At 46.5% G+C, this 23422-nt stretch carries 25 protein-coding genes, 2 pseudogenes and 1 riboswitch; of the genes and pseudogenes, 18 read left to right on the top strand and 9 right to left on the bottom strand.

Features of this window, described 5'->3' with window-relative positions:
• The first annotated feature begins 96 nt into the window (after positions 1–96).
• The 13 genes and pseudogenes from DN062_RS04430 (at position 97) to DN062_RS04370 (ending at position 13447) form a co-directional block, all read left to right on the top strand.
• The gene (locus DN062_RS04430; protein ID WP_112157945.1) at positions 97–606 is read left to right on the top strand and encodes a sigma-70 family RNA polymerase sigma factor; all 510 of its coding nucleotides are present in this window, start codon (positions 97–99) and stop codon (positions 604–606) included.
• Positions 599–1570: a DUF4880 domain-containing protein gene (locus DN062_RS04425; RefSeq protein ID WP_112157943.1), complete on the top strand. Its 972-nt coding sequence runs from the start codon at positions 599–601 to the stop codon at positions 1568–1570. Before DN062_RS04430 ends, DN062_RS04425 begins: the two co-directional genes overlap by 8 nt.
• Before the next feature lie 111 nt (positions 1571–1681).
• Positions 1682–4111: a TonB-dependent siderophore receptor gene (locus DN062_RS04420; RefSeq protein WP_205126654.1), complete on the top strand. Its 2430-nt coding sequence runs from the start codon at positions 1682–1684 to the stop codon at positions 4109–4111.
• A 22-nt stretch (positions 4112–4133) separates the two neighbouring features.
• On the top strand, positions 4134–5387 hold the full coding sequence (locus DN062_RS04415; protein WP_112157941.1) for a PepSY-associated TM helix domain-containing protein: 1254 nt from the start codon (positions 4134–4136) through the stop codon (positions 5385–5387).
• On the top strand, positions 5384–5917 hold the full coding sequence (locus DN062_RS04410; RefSeq protein WP_112157939.1) for a thiamine pyrophosphate-binding protein: 534 nt from the start codon (positions 5384–5386) through the stop codon (positions 5915–5917). Before DN062_RS04415 ends, DN062_RS04410 begins: the two co-directional genes overlap by 4 nt.
• Positions 5918–5945: 28 nt before the next feature.
• Positions 5946–6278 carry a hypothetical protein gene (locus DN062_RS04405; RefSeq protein WP_112157937.1) on the top strand — a complete coding sequence of 111 codons (333 nt, stop codon included), beginning with the start codon at positions 5946–5948 and terminating at the stop codon, positions 6276–6278.
• 239 nt (positions 6279–6517) lie between these two features.
• Complete coding sequence (locus DN062_RS04400) at positions 6518–6823, top strand: helix-turn-helix domain-containing protein (protein WP_004249763.1); 306 nt, start codon at positions 6518–6520, stop codon at positions 6821–6823.
• A pseudogene (locus DN062_RS19185) lies at positions 6820–7907 on the top strand (type II toxin-antitoxin system HipA family toxin). Before DN062_RS04400 ends, DN062_RS19185 begins: the two are co-directional and overlap by 4 nt.
• A gap of 218 nt (positions 7908–8125) precedes the next feature.
• On the top strand, positions 8126–8293 hold the full coding sequence (locus DN062_RS04390; RefSeq protein WP_205126653.1) for an HVO_A0114 family putative DNA-binding protein: 168 nt from the start codon (positions 8126–8128) through the stop codon (positions 8291–8293).
• Positions 8294–8351: 58 nt separating this feature from the next.
• On the top strand, positions 8352–11492 hold the full coding sequence (locus DN062_RS04385; RefSeq protein WP_112157935.1) for a DEAD/DEAH box helicase: 3141 nt from the start codon (positions 8352–8354) through the stop codon (positions 11490–11492).
• A 4-nt stretch (positions 11493–11496) separates the two neighbouring features.
• A complete protein-coding gene (locus DN062_RS04380) occupies positions 11497–11655 on the top strand; it encodes a DUF2357 domain-containing protein (RefSeq protein ID WP_205126652.1) in 159 nt (52 codons plus the stop codon).
• Between the two features lie 249 nt (positions 11656–11904).
• A complete protein-coding gene (locus tag DN062_RS04375) occupies positions 11905–12225 on the top strand; it encodes a helix-turn-helix domain-containing protein (RefSeq protein ID WP_112157933.1) in 321 nt (106 codons plus the stop codon).
• Positions 12218–13447 carry a type II toxin-antitoxin system HipA family toxin gene (locus DN062_RS04370; RefSeq protein ID WP_112157931.1) on the top strand — a complete coding sequence of 410 codons (1230 nt, stop codon included), beginning with the start codon at positions 12218–12220 and terminating at the stop codon, positions 13445–13447. The genes DN062_RS04375 and DN062_RS04370 overlap by 8 nt, the downstream gene beginning before the upstream one ends.
• 91 nt (positions 13448–13538) lie before the next feature.
• On the opposite strand, the gene DN062_RS04365 is transcribed toward DN062_RS04370, so the two are convergent.
• Positions 13539–14489, bottom strand: a complete 951-nt coding sequence (locus DN062_RS04365) for a YicC/YloC family endoribonuclease (protein ID WP_338039958.1) — start codon at positions 14487–14489, stop codon at positions 13539–13541.
• Between DN062_RS04365 and rph the strand changes: the two genes are divergently transcribed.
• A complete protein-coding gene (rph, locus tag DN062_RS04360; RefSeq protein ID WP_112157929.1) occupies positions 14488–15261 on the top strand; it encodes a ribonuclease PH in 774 nt (257 codons plus the stop codon). The two genes, DN062_RS04365 and rph, sit on opposite strands and share 2 nt — an antisense overlap.
• 51 nt (positions 15262–15312) lie before the next feature.
• Here the strand turns inward: rph and DN062_RS04355 are convergent, their stop codons facing one another.
• Positions 15313–16086, bottom strand: a complete 774-nt coding sequence (locus DN062_RS04355) for an exodeoxyribonuclease III (protein WP_112157927.1) — start codon at positions 16084–16086, stop codon at positions 15313–15315.
• Positions 16087–16252: 166 nt separating this feature from the next.
• Here DN062_RS04355 and pyrE point away from each other — a divergent pair, with 166 nt between their 5' ends.
• Positions 16253–16897, top strand: coding sequence for an orotate phosphoribosyltransferase (gene pyrE, locus DN062_RS04350; RefSeq protein ID WP_112157925.1), 645 nt, complete (start codon positions 16253–16255; stop codon positions 16895–16897).
• Here pyrE and DN062_RS04345 read toward each other — a convergent pair.
• The 7 genes from DN062_RS04345 to DN062_RS04315 form a co-directional block, all read right to left on the bottom strand.
• Entirely contained in the window at positions 16894–17493 is a 600-nt protein-coding gene (locus DN062_RS04345; RefSeq protein ID WP_205126651.1) for a thiamine phosphate synthase, read from the bottom strand. The two genes, pyrE and DN062_RS04345, sit on opposite strands and share 4 nt — an antisense overlap.
• Complete coding sequence (locus tag DN062_RS04340) at positions 17490–18251, bottom strand: thiazole synthase (RefSeq protein ID WP_112157923.1); 762 nt, start codon at positions 18249–18251, stop codon at positions 17490–17492. The genes DN062_RS04345 and DN062_RS04340 overlap by 4 nt, the downstream gene beginning before the upstream one ends.
• 1 nt (position 18252) lies before the next feature.
• On the bottom strand, positions 18253–18450 hold the full coding sequence (thiS, locus tag DN062_RS04335) for a sulfur carrier protein ThiS (RefSeq protein ID WP_036507453.1): 198 nt from the start codon (positions 18448–18450) through the stop codon (positions 18253–18255).
• Positions 18434–19411, bottom strand: a complete 978-nt coding sequence (locus DN062_RS04330; RefSeq protein WP_205126650.1) for an FAD-dependent oxidoreductase — start codon at positions 19409–19411, stop codon at positions 18434–18436. The genes thiS and DN062_RS04330 overlap by 17 nt, the downstream gene beginning before the upstream one ends.
• A gap of 91 nt (positions 19412–19502) precedes the next feature.
• A riboswitch (TPP riboswitch) is annotated at positions 19503–19604 on the bottom strand.
• 251 nt (positions 19605–19855) lie between these two features.
• Positions 19856–20329 (bottom strand): NYN domain-containing protein, encoded by a 474-nt coding sequence (locus DN062_RS04325; RefSeq protein ID WP_112157919.1) that lies wholly within the window; start codon positions 20327–20329, stop codon positions 19856–19858.
• A gap of 372 nt (positions 20330–20701) precedes the next feature.
• Positions 20702–21178: a transposase gene (locus tag DN062_RS19135; protein WP_338039957.1), complete on the bottom strand. Its 477-nt coding sequence runs from the start codon at positions 21176–21178 to the stop codon at positions 20702–20704.
• Positions 21179–21227: 49 nt separating this feature from the next.
• Positions 21228–22073: a transposase gene (locus DN062_RS04315; protein ID WP_193483873.1), complete on the bottom strand. Its 846-nt coding sequence runs from the start codon at positions 22071–22073 to the stop codon at positions 21228–21230.
• Between the two features lie 160 nt (positions 22074–22233).
• On the opposite strand from DN062_RS04315, the gene tnpA reads away from it, so the two are divergent.
• The 3 genes and pseudogenes from tnpA to DN062_RS04300 all read left to right on the top strand — a co-directional run.
• Positions 22234–22527, top strand: a complete 294-nt coding sequence (gene tnpA / locus DN062_RS04310; RefSeq protein ID WP_112157917.1) for an IS66 family insertion sequence element accessory protein TnpA — start codon at positions 22234–22236, stop codon at positions 22525–22527.
• Complete coding sequence (gene tnpB, locus DN062_RS04305) at positions 22527–22874, top strand: IS66 family insertion sequence element accessory protein TnpB (RefSeq protein ID WP_112157915.1); 348 nt, start codon at positions 22527–22529, stop codon at positions 22872–22874. Before tnpA ends, tnpB begins: the two co-directional genes overlap by 1 nt.
• A 149-nt stretch (positions 22875–23023) precedes the next feature.
• Positions 23024–23422: pseudogene (locus DN062_RS04300) on the top strand (transposase domain-containing protein); the annotation flags it as partial.

Genomic DNA, 23422 nt, shown 5'->3' with positions numbered 1-23422 from the left:
GGGTTTGAGGGTTTGAAGGTTTGAGGGCTTGTAAGCCTGCATAGCGGCATATAGAATGATAACCATTATCACTTTTATGTTGATTAAGGATTATTAATGTCTGACGCTAACCCAATGCAGCACAATCAGGTGGGCTCGCTGTATCGCGACCATCGCGGCTGGCTGCAACAGTGGTTACGTCAACGTCTGGGCTGCTCTGAAACGGCAGCAGACCTAGCTCAAGACACCTTCATTCGAATTCTCTCAAAGGAAACAGCTCCGCAACCTGAAAGTCCTCGGGCGTATCTCAGTACCATTGCCAAAGGTCTGATGTTTAACCACTGGCGGCGTCAAGCCTTAGAGCAAACCTATTTAGAGATACTAGCCTTGCAACCAGAACCCGAATCACCGTCGTTGGAAGAGCAGCATTTAGTGGTCGAAACACTCTTACAACTGGCGCAAATACTAGAGAGCCTACCCGATCGCGACAAACAAATATTTCTAATGGCTCGCTTAGATGGACTTAAATATCAAGAAATAGCGGACAGGCTAAATATAAATGTAAACCGGGTACAAAAAGCGATGGTCAGGTGCATGCAACAGTGTTATCGAGTCTTATATGACTAATCCAAACATACCCACTCGCAAACTCGTGACGGAAGCGATTCATTGGCAGGTTAAGTTCGAGGCTGGAGACGTTGATGCCGTCGGACAGCTTGCGTTTACACACTGGTTATCACAAAGCCCTGAACATGCGTTGGTATGGGAACAGCTGAAGCAAGCCAATCGACACTTCTCTAGCATCTCGCATCTAAATAGTCAGAAGGCCTTGCACAGCCTGAGTCGTGCTGAACAGCGGTTACACCAAAAACGCCGCACACTTAAAACACTCGCCGCTCTCAGCGGTTTTGGAACGACCCTTTGGCTAACACGTGATATCTCGGGGGTCGCTCAAACTGGACGCTATCTGTACGGCAAAACGATGGTAGACATACGAACCACTGCGGGCGAACAAAAAAGACTTGTCCTTGATGACAACAGCCAGCTCATTCTGAATACACAATCTGCCCTAGATGTTAATTTCAACTCCCAGCCGGCACTTATCCTGCACTATGGCGAACTATCTATTGCTAACAGTGGTGGCGCTCAGGTTCGGGCGGGTGCCCATCTCTTCACTCCTACCTCGGGAAGCGAGTTCACCCTATACCGGGAAGATAGCCACTGTGTCTTGCAGGTGATTACGGGGCAAGTCCAATGCATCTTCAGCAATAAGAAAGAACATCAAGTCAATGCTGGCCAGAAGATACAGCTACAAGGCATTCAGATGCTGCAAACAGCGCTAACCCCTTTTCATCTCAGTTGGCGCCAAGGCTTATTAACGGCTGAGCGTACGGCATTAGGTGACTTTCTTAGGCAATTAACGCGTTATCGGGCGGGGTATTTAGGCTATGCCGATGAGGTTGCCCACCTGACCTTCTCAGGCAGTTTCCCAATCGCGAATACCGACGCAATTATCAATAACCTCTGCCAAATTCTACCCATTCGTCAACATAGAGTGAGTCAATATTGGGTACGACTCATGCCTGCCTAAAAAAATATAAAAAAATAAGGCAGATTTTGTCTGTTCGTGGGGCTTATCAAATAAGAAGCACCTGTGGCAACACGCTCAGGTGTATAAGCCACCCAACAAGGAATCTAGAGCATGCCGTTTGTCTCACCCTCTGTGCGTACATTATACAGATACCGCCCCTCTCTGAGTCATCTCGTTTTAGCGATGGGTATAGGACTCAGTGGACTCATACAGTCACAACTGATACAGGCAGCTCCCGTATCGACGGTTAAACAAGCCTTTTCAATTCCAAGCGGTCGTCTCGACTCTGCCCTCGTACTATTTGGTCAACAAAGCGGTGTCTTAGTGTCGGTGAACGGTGATCTCAGCCAAGGCAAACAAACACGGGGTCTGCAAGGCAGCTATCCAGTTGATCAGGCCCTAGGGCTTTTGCTGCAGGGCAGTGGACTGGTCGCTGCACCACAAAGTGGTGGTAGCTACATTATTACCCTGCAGACTATAAATGGCGCTGTCTCTTTACCTTCCGTAACGGTAACAGCCAACCAGCTTGGCGAAATAACTGAAGGCAGTGGCACTTACACCCCAGGCGCCATTGCAACCGCTACCCGCCTAGTACTTACGCCACGTGAAACTCCTCAGTCCATTAGTGTCATTACACGTGACGAAATGGATGACTTCCAACTCACAAACATTGATAAGGTCATGGAGAATACTCCGGGCATTAGCATTCTGACTTACGATAGTGAACGAACGGTATATTATGCACGCGGATTCGCTATCAACAACTTTCAATACGACGGCATCCCGATGGAACGAAATGCGGGATATTCGGCAGGCAATACACTAAGTGACATGGCGACTTATGACCGAGTAGAAGTCTTGAAAGGCGCTACTGGACTATTAACGGGTAGCGGTGACCCAGGGGCGACCATCAACTTAATCCGCAAAAAACCTACTAGAGACTTTCAAGGCCATATCAGCCAAAGCGCAGGTTCACGGAACAGCTATCGTACCGAAATTGATCTTTCGGGCCCGCTTAACTCAGAAGGCACCGTGCGAGGCCGAGCTGTAGCCTCTTACCAAGATCAAGAATCCCACATGGATGGCTACCGCCGCAAAACACCTGTTTTTTTTGGTAGCATCGAAGCCGATATCACGCCTAGCACCCTGCTTACAGTCGGTGCTGACTATCAAGACAATAAACCGACTCGCTCAACCTGGGGCGGGATCCCAATTTATGACACTGAAGGTAACTTCAACGAACGCCCACGCTCTTTCAACAATGGCGCCAGCTGGAGCAGTTGGGAACAATACACTCGAACAGCTTTCGCGACGCTGGAGCACTACTTTGATAACGACTGGGTCGTAAAACTACAACTCAACCACCAAATCAATGGCTATGATGCTCCTCTCGGCGCGGTGGGCGGGGGTAATCCAAACCCTACTGATGGCTCCGGCACACGCATGTGGGTCGGCCGATACGTTGGTAAAACCCGCGCCAATGCAGCGGATTTCTATGCGAGCGGCCCATTTGAGTTTCTGAAGCGTGAACATGAACTGGTCGTCGGTGGTGGCTTGAGCGAACGACGCTGGACCAACAACGGAGATGGACCACATGTCGGCTACGCAACCATCCCAAGCAACTATTATGAATGGAACGGACAAGTACCAGAACCCAATTGGAATGACCCTAATGCATGGCATGGTCAAAATGATGAAACCACACGTGAAAAAGGCCTGTACACCACGGCACGTTGGAATCTACGCGACGATCTAAAACTCATTACGGGTGCTCGCCTCTCTAACTACAAGCGTGAAATCATGCAAGAGTCAGGAGTGTTGACCCCCTACCTCGGCCTCGTCTATGACCTGAACGATACCTACTCTGTTTACACCAGCTACACCAGTATTTTTAAACCTCAATCTCGACGTGATGAGTCTGGCAATACACTCGACCCCTTAGAAGGCACCAACATAGAGCTCGGCTTGAAGGGTGCCTTCTTCGGTAATCGCCTGAACGCTAGCGCTGCCGTTTTCCAACTTGAACAGGACAACTTTGCTGAAGCCACAGGAGCGCTAACACCTGACGGAGGTGTCGCTTATCGAGCCATTAACGGTGTAAAAACTAAAGGGTATGAACTGGAGGTGTCCGGTCAATTGAATGACTATTGGAACCTTCATGCAGGCTACAGCAACAGCGTTTCCCGTCGACAAGGCAATAAGGTTTCTACCCTAGCGCCAGCCAATCAAGTCAATCTCTTTGCCACTTACAAACCCTGGGGACAGAACAGTAAATTGACACTCGGTGGCGGCGCACGTTGGCAAGATAAAACCTGGGGAGATGTTTACAACCCAGCCGTGGGTGGCATGGTTAAGCATACGGTGGATGACTATTGGGTTGTTGATGCAATGGCCAGCTACCGTTTTAGTGATCAGTTAACAGGGTCATTGAATATCAGCAACCTATTCGACGAGAAGTACTACACGATTTTCAGCGCCTACAGTACCTATACTTGGGGCGAGCCTCGCAGAACCATGCTGACCATGAAATATTTCTTCTGAAACGAAACGGAAAAACAACCTAATGCCGACATCCACTTCAACTAAGGCAATCACCGGAAAACCGCGAGCCAATCGTGCCAAAATCTGGTTTCTCGTGCATAGCTGGATGGCCATGCCAATTTGGGCATTTGTATTTTTCATTTGCCTAACGGGTACGATTGCTACCGTGAGTCAGGAGATCGTGTGGCTGGCTGATCCCGCCTCACGTGCCAATCCTCCGGCACAGGCGGGAAACCTGCTCAGTTTTGATGAAATTGTCGCCGTGGTGAATGAGGGTCATCCCGAAGCGATTATTCAGTCGATTTCCCGACCGGTAAAATCGCAATTTGCACTAACGGCGCGTATCAGTTATCCAGATACCACCACGCGGACACTCTACATCAACCCTTATACCGGCGTGATTCAAGGCGAAAGTTCTCGTTTTGATTTTCGACAATTTGTACGGGGCCTACATGGCTGGCTACTCATGCCCTGGACCAATGGCTACAGTTGGGGATGGTATCTTGTTAGCATCACCGCGGTTCCAATGCTCATTTCATTGATCACAGGTCTTGTTGTCTATAAACGCTTCTGGCGAGGTTTTTTAAGCCCAAGACTGCGCTTTAACGTCAATGCACGGGTTTTATGGGGAGACTTTCATCGCTTAGCGGGTATCTGGTCTATTCCCTTTATTGCGATCATCTCTATCACCAGTATCTGGTTTCTTCTACAGGGAATACTGCAGGATAATCAAGTTTCATTTTCAACAGCGGGGGCTCCTATCTATGTCGACAGAGCTGATGTCCCGCAACTGAGCAGCAACAGCCAGACACCGCCTTTTATCAGCCTAGATGAAGCCACAGCCGCTGTCGAAACCGCTTTTCCTGATTTCCAAGCGTCTTTTGTCTCTATGCCGGGCAATGCCTACGCACACTATCGTATCGGCGGACGCAGTGTGAGTTATCCATTGCTGTTCGAGAACGTGAGTGTGAACCCCTACAACGCCAAAATTGAGCAGACACGCCGGATTTCCGATCTTTCCTGGCTGGAAATTATTACCGGCTCCATGCGTCCGCTGCATACTGGTGATTTCGTCGGTCTGAGCTTGAAGCTGGTGTATTTCTTCTTCGGCATACTGCTGACCCTGATGGTATTCAGCGGCATGATGATCTGGAGCAAACGCACCTTCAGAGACACGGCTGCGGTCCTTCGCGAGCGAAAAATTAAACAACAACCCAACAAACAGATGGACTCCCAAATACCAACTTATGCATTAAACGAAGGAGAAAGCGCATGAGTCAGCCACGTGCCTCTCAACCCCGTCATCGCAAAAGCCTCTGGTTTCGCTGGCGCTTTCATCTCAGCGGATTGTTGCTGATTTTACCAATGGTCGCGATGCCGTTTTATTTTGATGATCTGGCCATGTCTCGGGGTGAAAAAGGTCTGGGCGAACGGGATCTTGGTCAACACCAAGTCGGTCCTTGGCAGATTCAGTTGGCAGAGTGGGACACTAATCCACCGTGGCGAGATGGTGTGGCCAGCTATATGAAAACCTTTTCACTCTCCCTCTGTGAATCCTGTATCCCGGAGGTAAAAGCGGCCTATATGCGTATCGGCAAGCCTCGGAATCTGCGCACCGCAGGTGCCATCTCATTTGGAACGCCCTATCGCCAATTCATCTCCATGCCGATTACGGAGTCAGCAACAGCCGACGCCGATATTTGGCTAACACTGGAAGGCTGGGACGGTTCCGTACACCAAATATCCATGCCCTTGGCTGATGCATCACCTAGCGCCGCGACCTTTATTCAACGTCGCAATCACTAACCAAGGCACCCTAAATTGAGGACGGATTATGAGAACTAATAAACGCTTTTTTTGCATAGTACTACTGATGTTCAGCAGCCTAGTGGCCTTACCTGTCTGGGCGCACTCTCCGCACTGTCAGTGTAAACTTGAAGGGGGTTTTATTGTCTGCCAAGGTGGTTTTTCAGATGGCTCCGGTGCTGAGGGTATACAGCTAGATGTCATCACGTATGATGAAGACATTATTCTATCGAGCGCGTTGGATGGGCAGTCCAGCATCCGCTTCCCTCGCCCCGATGGCGATTTTTACATCTTAATGGATGCAGGCCCTGGGCATATCGTTGAAATAGATTGGCCAGAAATTGAAGGGATAGAGTCTTAATCGACAGGTGTTATACCCTTCATAAATTCGATTTCGGCGCGAGCGTCATTCCATGAATAACTTGGGTCAATGCCAACTGCGGTGAGTTCTTGCTGCACAAAGTTTTCAGCTACATAGCCTCTGTAGGTGTTTAGGGACTCAAATCATCGCCTTGGCCAACGCGCAAGGGAAACCTAAAAGTAGGATATTAATCCAATTATGGTCATTAAAATGGGAATATAGTCCCTCTGGTTGGTGATATGGCTAAGCGTGATTTACACAATGTACTGTTTCCAAAGCAACGTAAAATCCTGACTCATTTTGGTGAGGATTTGCTGTTGGCGATGAAACGACGTGGTTTTACCAAAAAGCTACTGTGCGAACGAACTGGCTTTGATCATAAAACCGTGAACAAAGTCTTCGCAGGTGATCCGGGCGTTGCCATAGGTACTTACTTAAAGGTAATGGCCGTACTTGGCATGGAAAGCAACTTTGCGGAAATGGCCGCTCATGATGAAGTTGGTATCAAGCTGCAAAACATAAAATTGCTAGAAGGTTCAAGATGAGCCGTGAAATCGTTGAAGTCTATGCCGACTGGCAGCCAATTGAAGCGCCTTTGCTAATAGGGCAGCTTACTTACAGCGACTCAAGCCGAGGTGGTGTGTTTAGTTTTGCCTACAATAAAGCGTTTTTAACCTCAGCCTATCGCTTGCAAATCGACCCAATCCTGACGCTTCACTCCGGTGAACTCTAAAACGATGAAGCCGATAAAAACTTCCGTGCATTTCTTGATTCGTCGCCTGATAGATGGGGACGTATTTTAATGCAACGACGTGCGGCCATTGAAGCTCGCAAGGACATTCGAGCAACAAGTCGATTAAGCGAGTTGGATTACCTGCTGGGCGTACATGACTCTTACCGAATGGGTGGTATTCGATTTAAGCGAGCAGGCTCGGATGCTTTCTTAGATGACAATGCTGAATTTGCTGCGCCGCCAATGTCGTCTCTGCGAGAGTTAGAGCACGCTGCAATGCAGATTGAAAAAGACGATAACATCGACAGTGACGAGTATTATCGCTGGTTGAAGATGCTGATTTCTCCAGGCTCATCATTAGGTGGCGCAAGACCCAAGGCTTGTGCGACAGATGAACAAGGCCACTTGTGGATTGCCAAGTTTCCCAATCTAAATGATACCTTTGACGTGGGGGCGTGGGAGATGGTCTGTTATGAATTGGCTTTGGCGGCAGGTGTTGACATGTTTCCATGTGAGATTAGGCAGTTTTCCTCTCAGCATCATACCTTTTTAACAAAACGGTTTGACCGTGACGGCGATCAACGGCTGCATTTTTCATCGGCCATGACACAGCTCCAATACTATGATAGTGAACAATCTCAAGGTGCCAGCTACTTTACGACTTAAACCCAATAGTTGGTAAGCACGGCCTGCATCTGAACATTACAGATGCAGACAACGCTTTAGACTATCAATTAGCCTTTGACGTAAAAGACTTTTTTCGGCTTTCTCAAACCCAAGCCACGCAAGTTTACGATGAAGTATAAATTGCGGTGAAGCAATGGCAAGCCGTTGCTAAGCGCCTAGGGATCAGCCGAGCCGAACAAGCCATGAAAGAATCGGCGTTTAACGTTTAATGAGTAAGAAACGATGCACCCAGTATCAGCCCGTCACCTTAGAGTGTATGGGGTTGTTATGGCCCTAAACGGAAAATATTCTTGCACTATTATCAGTTGTTGATAAGGTGTTCGGCTTATGTATAAGCGTACAGTCTTTTTATTGTTCAAACGCTGTTTTACGCACCCGCTGACTGTAGAGGAAGTAGAGAGTGCGAGCACATTATGCGAGTAAAGCAATGAAAAACGCAAAACAATCGCGCTGCGTTATTGGGATTAAAGGGCAAATGCCCGCCCCCGATTACCCCGTTGATATCTGGTTCGACTCGCTGAAATCGTTGGCTAATGTGCTGTCGAAAGAAAACCTGCAATTGTTAAAAGTGATTGCCGAACAACAGCCGCAGTAGGTGACTGAGCTGGCCATCCTAAAGGGGCGAGCGGTCAGTATAAAGTAAAGGGAATATCATGCAGCAAGTTGGAATTTATGAGCAGTTAATAACAAAGCTGATTGCCAGTCGCATTGACCGAGAGCGATTCTATGTCGGCGAACGTGAGCTCAATAGCAGTGAAGCATCCGTCTGGCTATCACGTTTCTTATCACACATTCTTGAGTATGCGATTGAGTCAGTCCCCTCAAGTGATGATCGTCTGCAACAGCAAATTGCTTTATCCAATCAATTGTTACTCTGGCTAAAAACACAAATTCAAGATAACGATTTTATCGAAGACAATTTGCTTGCCAGTCAAGGTAAAATTCTGACTGCGCTCTATGAGCTCGAAAATCCTGTCTCAGCCGATTTAAAAAATTATATTAACGACATTTTTCCGTTAACCGGACTAAGTCAAAGCGAGCTGTTTTGTGGCAGTAATGCTGGGTTGTCCCTTGAATCTGAATTAAAACGGGAGATCTTATCTGCGGATAGGATTTACTGGCTTGTGTCATTTATTAAATGGGCAGGAATACGGATTTTTCGCAAAGAGTTAGAAGAATTTACCTCTAGCGGCCGCGAGCTAAAAATCATTACCACATCCTATATGGGGGCGACTGACGCGAAAGCGGTTGAGTACTTGGCGAGTTTACCCAATACCGAAGTCAAGCTGAGTTACAACACAGAGCGTGAAAGGCTGCATGCCAAGAGCTACCTATTTTTGCGCAACACGGGCTACCACACGGGTTATATCGGATCCTCTAACCTTTCCCATTCGGCGTTAACCAATGGCTTAGAGTGGAATTTAAAAATTACTTCACAAGAAATCCCCCACATTATCAATAAATCATTGAGTACCTTTGAAACCTATTGGGCTTCTAATGATTTTGAACGCTTTAGTGACGATGAGATAAGCAGTGAAAAACTCAAAAAAGCCTTGAGTCAGCAGCGTGGTGGTTATGAAGCTAGCCCAACCCATTTCTTTGATATTTCGCCTTTCCCTCATCAAAGTGACATTTTGGAACAGCTGACTGTTGAGCGTAATGTGCATCAGCGCTTTCGTAATTTAGTGGTTGCGGCAACTGGCACCGGAAAAACCCTAATTTCAGCCTTTGATTTTGTGCGTTTTGTCAAAGAAAAGCCGCAAGCAAATTTCTTATTTGTTGCGCACCGAGAAGAAATTTTAAAACAAGCAAGAGCAGCTTATCGTGGTGTATTGCGTAATGGCACTTTTGGTGAACTTTGGGTTGGCGGACATACGCCAGAACACTATCGGCAATTGTTTGTTTCTATCCAAACCCTGAACAATCAGTTGGATCAGCTTAACCTAACCGCTGACTATTATGACTACATTGTAATTGATGAGGTGCACCATATTGCTGCGACTAGCTATCGCGCATTGCTGGAGCATTTTTCTCCAGCTATATTGCTCGGTCTTACTGCCACACCAGAGCGCCATGATGGTGGGGATATTCTAGCAGATTTCGGTGGTGTAATTGCCGCTGAGATCCGTTTGCCGGAAGCCATTAATCGCCGACATCTTTGCCCATTTCAGTATTTTGGTATTGATGACGATACCGATCTTCGCACCATAGCGTGGAGTCGGGGGCGCTATGATATTGCGCAATTAACCAACCTTTATACTCACAACCAAGTTCGTTTTAATAAAATTTTACTGAGTATGCGGGAAATCCTGACAGATATTAGCAAAATGAAAGCGCTCGCTTTTTGTGTGAGTAAAGAGCACGCCCAGTACATGACACAGCAACTCTTATTAAAAGGCATTAAAGCGGATGTGCTGACCAGTGATAACAGCCATGAGCGGCAACAAAAGCAGCAAGCTATTCGTTCTGGCAGCATTAACTTGCTTTGTGTGGTCGATATCTTCAATGAAGGTGTCGATATTCCCGAAGTCGATACCTTATTGTTTTTGCGCCCGACAGAAAGCCTCACGATTTTCTTGCAACAGCTTGGCCGAGGTTTGCGTTTAGCTGAGGGAAAAGAGTGCTGTACCGTGTTGGATTTTGTTGGCAACTCACGTCCTGAATATGATTTTGCCAATAAATTTAGAGCCTTAATGGGTAAAAGTCATCGAGCGATCAGCGAAGAAATAAAGCAAGGGTTCCCCCACGCGCCACTTGGTTGTCGCATTGAGTTGAGTAAGCGCACGCAAGAAATGGTGCTCAGCAATATTCGTCAAGCTTTATTAACGTTGAAACGCCTAGTCGCGATGATCCGTCAGTATCCTCAGCATTCCACACTGCCGTTAACCTTGTCCAATTTCTTAACCCTGAATCCGCACATCGACTTGAATGAGCTTTATAAGCGAAGGAGTTGGTCACAGCTGGTTCAGCAAGCTAAAGATGAAATCAACGAAAATTCAGCGGATGAAGATCTGCTGAAAATGCTTAGGAAGGCCATTCATAACCGAATTTTAACCTGCGATGACCATGCCTATTTGAGTTTCTTAAAACTGCTTTGCCAAAATAACTTTGTTGTTGAAAATCGTAGTCAACGTCATGCCTTGATGTGTCATTACGATTTCTGGCAGGAAACGGGACCTGAATGTGGATTCGATTCCATTGATCAGAGCTTAGCGAAACTGAATGCTTGCAAGTTAAAAGCAGAACTTTTGGACGTTGTTAACTGGCAAATCTCTCAAACCAAGCATGAGCAACCCATAATGCAGGCTTTGCCTGAGGTTTCACTCAGGTTGCATGCACGTTATGCGCGTGAGCAAATATTGGTGGCATTTGGTGCGACCACGTTTGAGCGCCAGCCGCCAGCACGCGAAGGTGTGTTTGTGCTGAAAGATCAAAATATTGAACTGATGTTTGTCACCTTGGACAAAAATGAAAAGCAGTTTTCGCCCACTACTATGTATCACGATTACGCGATTAATGAGCATCTCTTTCACTGGCAGTCGCAAAATAGCGCAAGGCCAGACAAGGGGCGCGGTTTGGAATACATCCAACATAAAAGAATGGGTAAGCGACTGTTTTTATTTGTGCGCGAACAAACTAAAGATGAATATGGTCGCACCATGGGTTTTGTGAATTACGGTGAAGTGGAATATGTGTCACATAAAGGCTCGCAACCAATGAGTATTACGTGGCAGTTAAAAGAGCCAATGCCACACTTTATGTGGCAGCAGGCTGCTAAGTTGGCAGTGGGATAGTTTCATGACGGATTTAGCCATTGACAAGGTTTACCCACTTTGGCGCTTTAGTTTGGTAGAAAAAACTGAACAAGACGCAGCGACCAGCCAGCAGCGCGGGCATTTTCCACTGATGTGGTTGGCTAATTTTGCAGCGTTAAGGGAGCATTTAACCCAATTATAAACTTTGCTAAGTCCCTATTGCCCCGTTCGGTTTCCTCTTATTCACCTTCTAAAGCTTGCTATATCAAGTGTTGCCCCATTGTCCCAACCGCCCACAGCAAGTGAGCTGTGCGTGTTATGGTTTATCTATAATTACATATCAAAATATATTTTATGATATATAATAACTAATCACCCTTGTATTACTTGGGTTGGAATGATATGTTTTTATATATATTATTCATCAAATGATACATTAAGGCATATCGAAATGAGCTATGTAACAGAACAGATACTAGAAAGCCTTCGAGAAGCTCGGGTACGCAAGGGGTTTAGCCAGAGAGAGTTAAGTGCTCGTTCGGGCGTGCCTCAAAGCCATATATCGAAAATTGAGTCTGGCGGCGTTGATTTAAGAATGTCCAGTTTGATTGCACTTGCCCGTGTACTCGACCTAGAGTTATTTGTCGCTCCTAAAAAGTCTGTGCCTGCCATCAAGTCGATCATTCGAAGTAGCCAAGGTATTAACGGCATCAGCGATGAAAATGAGCCAATGTCGCCCGTATATCAGTTAGAGGAAAACGACGATGACTAATAATGTCTCTACGTTAAACGTTTTGCTCTACGGCGAACCCATCGCAACGATCACTAACGTGGGCAATGACAGAACGCTATTTGCTTTTATGGATTCGTACATTAATGACGAATCACGGCCTATGTTGGGGCTTGGCTTTAAAGATGCACTGGGTGGCTTGCTGACCAACTTCAAACCTACCCAAACCAAGTTAACTCCATTTTTCTCCAACCTTTTGCCAGAAGAAACCATGCGTAATTACCTGGCAGAACGTGCCGGTGTGAACCCTGCGCGGGAATTTTTTTTACTGTGGGTATTAGGGCAGGATTTAGCAGGCGCGATCACGGTTGAACCGGCCGATGGTGAAGCGCTGCCGCCTAATGTGCATCAAGATATAGACGATGAAACGAAAATTGAAGCCCCTATGCGCTTTTCATTGGCGGGTGTGCAATTGAAGTTTTCAGCGGTGCAGCAGGCTAACGGCGGTTTGACCATCCCAGCTACGGGTAAAGGTGGCTCATGGATAGTGAAATTGCCGTCGTCTCGATTTGAAGACGTGCCAGAAAATGAATATTCGATGATGGAGTTGGCTCGAATGCTGGGAATGGATGTACCAGAGACTAAACTACTCCCCATTAACCAGATTGCTAACATCCCGCAAGGGATTGGAAAGTTTGGTGACTCTTTTAAAAATGCTCAGGCATTTGTGATCAAGCGTTTTGACCGTGCAGATGGTCAAGCCGTACACATTGAGGACTTTGCGCAAGTGTTTGGTGTATATCCTCAAGATAAATACAAAAAAGCCAGTATGCGTAATATTGCTCAGGTTATTGGTATCGAAGGTCAAGACGAGGACATCGCAGAATTTACACGCAGATTGGTGTTCAACACGTTAATAGGTAATGCTGATATGCATTTGAAGAATTGGTCTGTGATCTACAAAGACAAGCGCACAGCATCTATTGCACCCGCTTATGACTTTGTCTCGACCATTCCCTATATCCCCGATGATAGTGCGTCGCTAAAGGTTAGCCGTAGCAAAAAATTCACCGATTTCACGATGGATGAATTATCACACTTGGCCGCTAAAGCCATGTTACCTGAAAAGTTGGTGTTGGATACCGCCAAGCAAACAGTGGCAGGCTTTCATGAGGTATGGGCGAAAGAAAAAGCTCACTTACCGCTTACCAAATCGATGGTTGAAGCAATCGAGACACACTTACGAAGCATACCGCTACGCTAAAATGAGAACAGACGCGAACAGAAATGCAGAGGCGTCAGTCAATACAGGGCTTTTAAGACAGTCTTGGGCGGATAACTTTCCACCCAGGAACCTATTCAATATTCTGGATCTGCTCTCGCATCTGCTCAATCAACACCTTCAAGTCCACCGCGTAGTGGGTCGTGAGTGTGGCAATCGATTTAGAGGCTAAAGTATTCGCCTCACGGTTAAGCTCCTGCATTAAAAAATCTAAGCGTCTCCCACTGGCCTCCTCCACCCCCAAGACTCGCTCAACTTCCTGTAAGTGTGTCTCTAATCGATCCAACTCTTCGGCAACATCCGCTTTTTGTGCCAAGATCACCATCTCTTGCTCCAAACGGCTTGGATCTAACTGTTCCTTAAAACTCTCCAGCCTCGTACCTAACTGCATGACTTGGGCGGCGAGTAACTCAGGTAATATCTGTTTAACATTATCCAGTATCAAGCGAATATCATCTATACGACTCTGAATCAGCAGCGCTAACTGTGCCCCCTCTCTCGCCCTTGCACTTTCTAGCTCCTCTACAGCAAGGTGAAATGCAGCCAATGCGGCTTGGGACAAAGCTTCGATATTTAACGTCTGTGTTTGCAAAGCACCTGGCCACTTCATAAGCTCAAGAGGCGATATAGGATGAGGCGTTTCAAGTTGCTCATTAAGTTGCTTTGACAGCATAATTAACTGGCTGAGTAATGCTTGGTTGAGTTCGAGTTGATCGGCTCCCGCTTCTGCCTGATAACGAAGCGCACACTCAATTTTCCCTCTCGCAAAACGGTTTTTTAGCAAATCACGCAGTAATGGCTCCAGCGAGCGAAATGCTTCAGGTAATTTAAAATGAAGCTCTAAATAGCGACTATTAACAGAGCGCAGCTCCCAGGTCAGCTCACAGGATTGATGGATTTGGCTTTGGCGTGCAAAAGCTGTCATGCTGCGTGTCATAATCGTCGCTTCTCGTTTAGAATAAGCAATCAATTCTAACAGTCCTGAGCGTCCAGCTCTATGCATACAACTGAAAGGAAACACCATGAGTTCTCCGCTGTCTGAGCAGCTAAAAAATCTGGGTCTGGATAAATTGCGTGCCGGTGGGCGTGCACCAGACCAGTTGCGCCCGATAAAAATCACTCGTAATTTTACCCAGCATGCCGAAGGCTCTGTGTTGGTTGAGTTTGGAAATACCAAGGTAATCTGTACCGCCTCTGTCGACCGTGGTGTTCCTCGTTTTCTTCGTGGCTCAGGCTCCGGTTGGGTAACAGCAGAGTACGGTATGTTGCCACGTGCAACCAATACGCGTAATGATCGTGAAGCCACCAAAGGTAAGCAAAGTGGACGGACGCTTGAAATTCAACGACTGATTGGGCGCTCGTTGCGTGCTGCGGTAGATCTTAAAAAACTTGGTGAAAACACGATTTTAATTGATTGTGATGTTATTCAAGCCGATGGCGGAACTCGTACAGCTTCTATCACGGGAGCCTATGTGGCGCTGGTCGATGCTATTAATGCTTTACGCCGCGATAAAAATGGCGCCGTAAAAGGCAACCCGCTAAAACAAGCCATTGCCGCTATATCGGTAGGGATACACAAAGGTCAAGCCATTCTAGACTTGGACTATAATGAGGATTCTGATGCCGAAACCGATATGAATGTCGTTATGACAGATCAAGGAGGCTTCATTGAGGTTCAAGGCACAGCAGAAGGTGCAGCCTACTCTCAGGAGCAGCTTAATGAAATGCTGGGGCTTGCCCAAAAAGGCATCAAAGAGTTGTTAGAGATACAAAAAGCGGCATTATCGAACACTTAAGAACGCGATACTGAGAGGACACTATGCGGTCCTCTCTCACGTCCCTAGATTTTAAAATGTCAGGTCATAATCAATAATTAGAGGCGCATGTTCAGAGAAGCGCTGCTCTTTGTAAATAGACACAGACTTGACTGATTTACGCAAGTTCGGCGTGGTGATTTGATAATCTAACCGCGCACCTTCATTGAGCTTCCAGGCACGGTTATACTCCGGCCACCAAGTGTACTGTCGCTCCGCTTTATTCACCTGACGAAAAGCATCTACAAAAGCCATTTCACCAAAAACTTCTTCAATCCAGACACGCTCTTCAGCCAAAAAGCCAGACACTCGTTGATTGACATACCAATTACTCAAATCTATTGGCTTATGTGCAATATTGAACGTACCTGTAAAAATGAAATCACGACGCTTACGGAGTGTCTTTTTCAAGTGGCCCATAAACAAATCTAAATATTCCATTTTAGCCGCTTGCGCTTCATCACTTTTCAGACCTGATGGGATCGTCAACGATGATATGCTGAATTTATCAAAATCCGCCTGAATAAAGCGCCCATTAAAATCACACTGCTCAAACCCAAGGCCGGTCATGATTGCTTTGGGTACATGTCGAGTGTAGATCGCGACTCCACTGAATCCATCCTCGAACGCATCAAAGAAATAGGCATGATAACCCTCAGGATGATAGCGTTCGTCATCCAGCTGATACTCTTTGGCTCGCAAACTTTGCAAACAGACAACGTCTGCATCTTGCTTAACCATCCAGTCAAAAAAGCCTTTTTCAGCTGCTTGTTCAATACCCTGTGTATTGAATGAAATCACGCGCATAGTAAGTTAGCCCCATTGAGCAAGTAGCCAGTTATACTTATTGACTATAGATTGTATCGGGAAGCGACCAAAAATGAAATTTATATCCAATCAATTAATGACGGATATGGGATCAGACAGGTATTATTGTTCATACACCATCAGACGAAACCAGTGAAATACTAAAATGCTTGACTATCAACGTGAGTTTATTGAGTTTGCTATTGAAAAAAATGTCCTCAGATTTGGCGAGTTCACGCTCAAGTCAGGACGTGTCAGTCCCTATTTTTTTAATGCAGGTTTATTCTGTACAGGGGAAGCACTGGCGCGTTTGGGCAAATTTTACGCGGCAGCCTTGATCAATTCCGGAATAGAATATGACGTTCTATTAGGTCCCGCCTATAAAGGTATTCCATTAGCCGCGAGCACAGCTGTCGCCTTATATACTGACCATAGTATTGACACACCTTACGTGTTCAATCGCAAAGAAGCGAAGGATCATGGCGAAGGCGGTAGCTTGGTTGGCGCACCTTTGATCGGCAGAGCCTTAATAATCGATGATGTTATCACGGCGGGTACAGCCATCCGTGAAGTCATGCAGATTATAGAGCAAGCCAATGCGAAGCCTGCCGGAGTCTTGATCGCACTGAATCGTCAAGAAAAAGGAACTGGCGAACTCTCCGCTATCCAGGAAGTAGAATTGGATTTCAACATTCCTGTTGCCAGTATCATTAATCTCAACCTTTTAATTGATTACTTGCAAGAACGCGGCGACTTAACCAAGCAATTAGACGCCATCAAACGCTACAGAGACAGCTACGGGGTTGCCTAACCGTAGCAGGTTAACCACTCACGAATGCGCTCAGACGGGTCAGGGTGCAACGAAACATCACTCACGACGGCAATGATATCCGCCCCTGACGCCAATACAGCGTTAGAACGCTCCAATGTAATGCCACCTATGACACAAAGCGGAATCTGGCCCAGTTGAGCTTTCCATTCTGAAATACGCTCTAGCCCTTGCGCAGACCAAGTCAACGACTTCGTTTGCGTAGGGTAAATAGGGCCTAGTGCTATGTAGTCTGGATTTAACAAGAGTGCACGCTCAAGTTCTTCTTGTGAGTGAGTGCTGATACCTAACGAAATCCCTGCTCTACGTAACGCATTTAGATCTGCTTGGATAAGGTCTTCTTGCCCTAGGTGCACCCAATCAGCCCCCTCTTCTATGGCCAACTGCCAATGATCATTAATCACTAACATCATATTGGCCTCACGGGCAATGGCTAGGCTTTGACGAATGTTATCTCGTATCGTCTCATGCCCTCCTGACTTAATCCGAAGTTGTGCAAAACGAACACCTAATCGCGCAGCTAGCTCAACTCCTTCAACAGAATCGAGCAACGGATAGAAAATGGGAAGAGACATCATAACCAGGCCTTACCTATCACGGGTGTGGATGGAGACGCCATATCGCGCACTTCCATCGGTCCAGCCTGATAACCTAGGGCACCAGCCTGTATAGCTAGCGAAAATGCCTGTGCCATTTTGACAGGGTCTTGCGCTTTGGCAACAGCGGTATTCAGTAGAATGGCATCGAAACCTAGCTCCATTGCTCTAGCGGCATGAGAAGGAAGACCGATTCCGGCATCTACAACTAAAGGAATGTCAGGAAAGTAGTTTCGTAAGGTTTTTAGTGCATACTCGTTGTTCAGACCTAAGCCCGAGCCAATAGGTGCTCCCCAGGGCATTAATACTCGGCAACCCACTTCAACCAATCGATCCGCTAAAACCAGATCATCCGTCATGTAAGGAAAAACTTGAAACCCATCCTCACTCAGAATCCGAGCGGCTTCAACCAATGCAAAGGGTTCTGGCTGTAATGTATCCGTATGACCGATAACTTCTAATTTAATCCAAGATGTATCAAAGACTTCTCGCGCCATGTACGCAGTTGTCACGGCCTCTTTCACTGAATAGCACCCTGCTGTATTAGGAAGTAAACGCAAGTTCATAGACTTAATTAAAGACCAAAAATCCTGTCCTGCGCCCTGCTCACGACGTAAAGACACTGTCGCAATTTCGGCACCAGATACTTTAAAAGCGTCTTTCAATATTGCAGGAGAAGGGTAAAGTGCCGTGCCAAGCATCAAAGGATTTGTGATGTCGACATCGTAAAATCTAGCCATGTTAGCCACCTTGCATAGGGGAAACGACTTCCAGCCGATCTCCCTCTGTCAATTGTAATTGATGACGCTGAGAACGAGGTACAAACTCTCCATTCACGGCGGTTGCAATATGCTGATCTGAAACACCTAACAAAACCAAGCACTCTGCCAAATTTGAGGCGCTTACTTCAACGTTCTCACCATTAAATAGTACATTCATCCATCAACTCCGGTTGTTTATGAGTCAATATGTAGTCTGCGGTCATCTCGGCTAAAGCAGGAGCCAATAGATACCCATGCCGATAAAGGCCATTAATAAATAGCCTATTGCCTCTGCGTCGTATTCTAGGAAGGTTATCTGGGAAGGCAGGACGTACATCCACACCAATTTCAAGAACCTCAGATTCGGCAAAGGCAGGATGAAGAGCGTAAGCAGCCGATAAAAGTTCTAACATCGAACGAGCGGTAATACGAGATCGATCTGAAGATTCAATCATAGTCGCACCCAGCATATACACCCCACTCCCTCGTGGTACGATATATAGAGGCATACGCGGATGAATAAAGCGAACTGGACGACTAATATTAAGTTCAGGATTCTTTAAGATTAACATTTCACCTTTAACACCGCGTAGATCGGCTAAAGCATCCTTCGCTGCTAACCCACGACAATCGATTGTGAGTATGTCACTTAAAGGCTCCTCTTGAGTACATACAACACCCTGAGACGCTAAAGTATCGACAAGACGCGCTAACGCAACTCTGGGGTCTAGGTGAGCTTCAGAGTCGAAATAAAGCCCCTGACGTATATGACCCGCTAAATCGGGTTCTAACTCAGCAATAGAAAGGTGATCCACCCAGCGATGATGGCTAGTCATACTGGCAAAACGCAATAACTCATTTTTATCACGCTTGGCCGATAAAACTAACGAGCCTTTATAATCAACAGAGCCCGTAAACTTCTGCCACCAAGACGCCGCTCTTCGGCCCAAGCGTATGACGGGCTCTTCCGCACTTTCACCTTCGCAGAAGGGAGCTAACATTCCACCTGCCCACCATGAACATGCATGCGGACCTGGCGGGCTATGCTTGTCGTGTAAGCTGACTTCAACTCCACGAGAAGATAGCTCATTTGCAACGCATAGACCTGCAACCCCTGCACCTACTACTTGTACTCTCATCATTCCCCCTAGATAGGTCAATATGAGCGATATGCAAATATTAAAATTAGCCGATTAAACGTATGGGAATAAGCATGAGGGAATGGCAAAGCACAAGAAGATCACCGTTCCCTTCGCCGGTATTACCCGTATCAGGTTCGATGGGTTAGTTTATAAAACTTCTCAGCCTTTCACGGCACCCCAACGGATGAATAGATGATATAGAGTGGCTAGCGGAGTGTAAAGAGAGGTCATTAGAGAGAAAATCAGTGTGCCGCTTCCTTGCGGCAATATCACAATCCTGTGAAATAGGACAGAGGCCTGAATCCTTCAAGCAACCACAATCCCTTGTGCTCTGTCTTGGTGCCATTATCAATGTATAGACTTTAGTTGTATATAGGAGTTTTTCCTAAAGTGCCATTAATATCGAAAACCCGATCGCAATAGTAGTTAGACCCATATAGCCTATTGCAGCAAAGATCCATCTATAGCAACCCACTCATCTGCACTCGCGATCAAAGAGTGAGCAGTTAATCCGGGAACGCTAAACAAATAACTGTAAACCTGATAGCGCTCCCTAAGAGTGTGCAATAACAAATCAAAATCACCGTCTCCAGACAACAAAATCACCCGGTCAACGGCCTCTGCGCAAAGCAATGCGTCTATAGTAATACCAACATCCCAATCACCTTTGGCAGAGCCATCACATCGTTGAATATAAGGCTTGAGCTTTACATCAAATCCAATATGTCTCAGGGCATCCTGAAACTTTTGCTGCTGTGAATCTCCACGATCTATAGCGTAGGCAGTAGCGACCACTATGTCGCCCAACTCACTCACTTTTTGCCAAAAAGCACGATAATTAAACTGCCGTCCAAATACTTGACGCGTGGTGTAATATATATTTTGAACATCGACAAAAATGGCTATTCGGGTCAAAACAGATTCTCTTGGTATGAATTGGAGGATGGGGACTACCTGATGATAACCCTGAACTCATCATAGATACTATAACTGAAGCAACGAGCTAACTATAAAAGCTCCATACCAAGATTGTACGGCATGTAATTTATCGATATAAACCCTAGTGTTACCGGGTTGAATACATTTCGTGTTGTAAAGATTCTTAATACTTGAGTAATATTTAGAGATGGGATTGCGTGGAGGGGTTATACGAGGAGAGTTTCATCGATCGTCAACTTTGCATCCATGCAGCTGCATCCCTGCAGCCATACACCTTCCTTGAAGGAGACAGAGGCCCACTTCCTGTGGGCTTACCGCAATCCTTTGCGCTCTGTCTTGAAGCTATTTTCAGCGAATTGCCTTGGAGTGTATATAGGAGTTTTTCCTAAAATCATCCGAATTAATTATTATCTCACCTGATTCAATAGTGTTTTCGAACAGATACTGGATGCGATAGGTCAAGAGCCCGTTGATGTCGTTATTTCTGACATGGCACCCAACATTAGTGGGGTTGCAACCGCTGACCAAGCNCTCCACAACAGACATTCGATGGCTATAAATTTGCTTCCCTTTAGGACTATCCACTCGGTGCTTCATCCAGTCAGTATAGGTCGGCGCACGCTGGTCGTTAAGTGCAAAACTGACTTGTCTTCTGGCACCTTTGCGATGATTCGCTGACGCTGGATTCTTCATGCACTTATCTTTTATAGCGCAATGACGACATTGCAGTAATCGACCTTCAAAATAGGCTGTGCATTGACCACGTTCATTCGTTTTAACTCCCCGATGACTAATCTGCTCACCCGCCGGACAAATACATATCATCCTAACTAGATCAAACTGGAACTCGCTAGCGGGAATCAGTGGTTTCGCTTTAGAGTGTATGATGTTCCTGCCCTTCACCGAAGACTTGTGCATCAATGATAACTTGATGCTTTTTGTCGACGGCTGCAACACCGTTGAAGCCTTGAATGGTGCCTTTACTGGTCGTCATCTTGGCTGACTCTGGATCAGTGATATTGCTCTTCACTTCCTTGCTGCGGTTGCCTTTACCCATCCTCGGCTGGTTCTGCTTTAAAAAAGCATCGATCTTATTGGCAGCCGCATCCAGTGTTTGAATGGTTTTAGTCTTACGATTATTACGTTCCAATGATTCTTCACTTTCACAGGAATCTTTTTCTTGATGCTCACTGAGATGAAACTGGATCAAGCGCTTGAGCTTTTGACGCTTCTGTTCCAGTTCTTTAAAGGTGCCAGACCATTCCTTGGATGCATTGGAGCGCATCTTACAACCATCTATGGCAAAGAGTTCATGGCCCAACAATCCTTGTTGATCACAGATGAGTAGCACTTGTTCAAATAAGGCTTCTATTGCCTGAGCTCGGCTACTGACAAAGTGAGCAATTGTAGTAAAGTGCGGCACTGTATCGCAAGATAATGCTTTGAAAATGATATTGGTTTCACAGCACCACTGGATCTCACGGCTGGAGGTAATACCCTTTGAGTAAGCAAATAATATAATTTTGAGCAGTATCGCTGGGTCGTATGCTGGGCGACCTTCAGCATCATTTTTGTAAGGCTTGTGAAAAGCCGATAAGTCGAGTTTTTCAGAGATCAGGTAATGCAGTGCGAATTCAAACGTGCCAGGTTGGATCTGTTCTAGGTAGTTAATCACCACCATCGACATCTGGTTGTAATCATAATGTTTGAACTTTGCCATCCCAGAGCCTCCGTTTCCTGAAAGTCTTATCAAAGCATAGATGGAGAGGTTTTTCTACAGCCTGAACGCCCGCCATAGGTAACCGTTCATTTTAATACGTTCTGCCCCTCGCACTCATCGCGCGATAATCTAGCCTCCTATTTATTTAGGAGAGCATCATATGAAACGCTATACCCGTCATACCCCAGAGCAATGGCAGATCTTTATCGATCAGTGGCGTAACAGCGGTCTCTCCGCTGCACGTTTTTGCGAAGAGCAAGGCTTAGGCTATGCCAGCTTTTGTGACTGGCGCAAGCGACTTATCAATGAACGTTCAGTTAGCCCCCAATCCCAGCGCTCAGAAGGGGCTGCATTTATTGACCTTGGCACCTTGTCAGACAGTCATGCAGGTAGCGGCTGGTCAATAGTGCTCAGTCTAGGCGAGGGTGTCGAGCTTCGCCTGAGTCGTCCCTGATGTTTGCGCCCGGCAACCTTGCTCGGATCTGGCTTTGCACTCAACCGACTGACATGCGCAAGTCATTTCAAGGATTGAGTGCATTGGTGAAGAATCAGCTTAACCACAACCCGCTGAGCGGCCAGTACTTCGTCTTCGTCAATCGACGCAAAACCCAGATGAAGGTGCTTTATTTTGAACCGTCGGGCTACTGCTTATGGAGTAAACGGCTTGAACAGGGACAGTTCCGCGTGAGCGCTTCAGCCAGTGGACAGCGCCCTCTGAGCTGGACTGATCTGCAATTGATTTTAGATGGCATTGAAGTGCAAAAAATCCGTCAATATAAGCGCTATCAACATTCGATTTAAGGTGGGGTCTGGTATAATCCACCCCCATGAAACTACCACCAGAACAAACAGAAACAGCCTGCTCCAAGAGCGACTTAACCGTCGCAGAACTGGCGCGCCTGAACGCTGAGAATAGCGTTCTACGTGATGAAAACGAGGCACTGAAACGACGAGTGGCCTGGTTCGAGAAGCAGCTATTCGGTGAGAAATCGGAGAAGCGTCCGGTTGATAATCCGCATCAACCTAGCCTGCTGGGCGAAGTGCAACCCATGACAGAACCCGAGGGGGAACAGGTCACTATTACCTATCAACGAGGTAAAGCCCCGAAACAACGTCCAGACGATTGCATCAATGATAGTGGTCTGCGCTTTAATGATCAGGTACCGATTAAAGTGATTTCACTGTCAACGCCAGAACTTGAAGGACCTGATGCAGATCAGTTCGAGGTGATTGGTACCAAAAGCACCTTCCGTTTGGCGCAGCGTCCGTCCAGCTATGTGGTGTTGCAATATGATCGTCCAATTATTAAACGTAAGGGATCCGAACAACCCTTGCCAAGTCCAGCTCCG

It is taken from the genome of Nitrincola tibetensis (assembly GCF_003284585.1).
Lineage (GTDB): Bacteria > Pseudomonadota > Gammaproteobacteria > Pseudomonadales > Balneatricaceae > Nitrincola > Nitrincola tibetensis.
The sequence above is the reverse complement of the archived record's forward strand: the minus strand, read 5'-3'. Positions and strand labels throughout refer to the sequence as shown.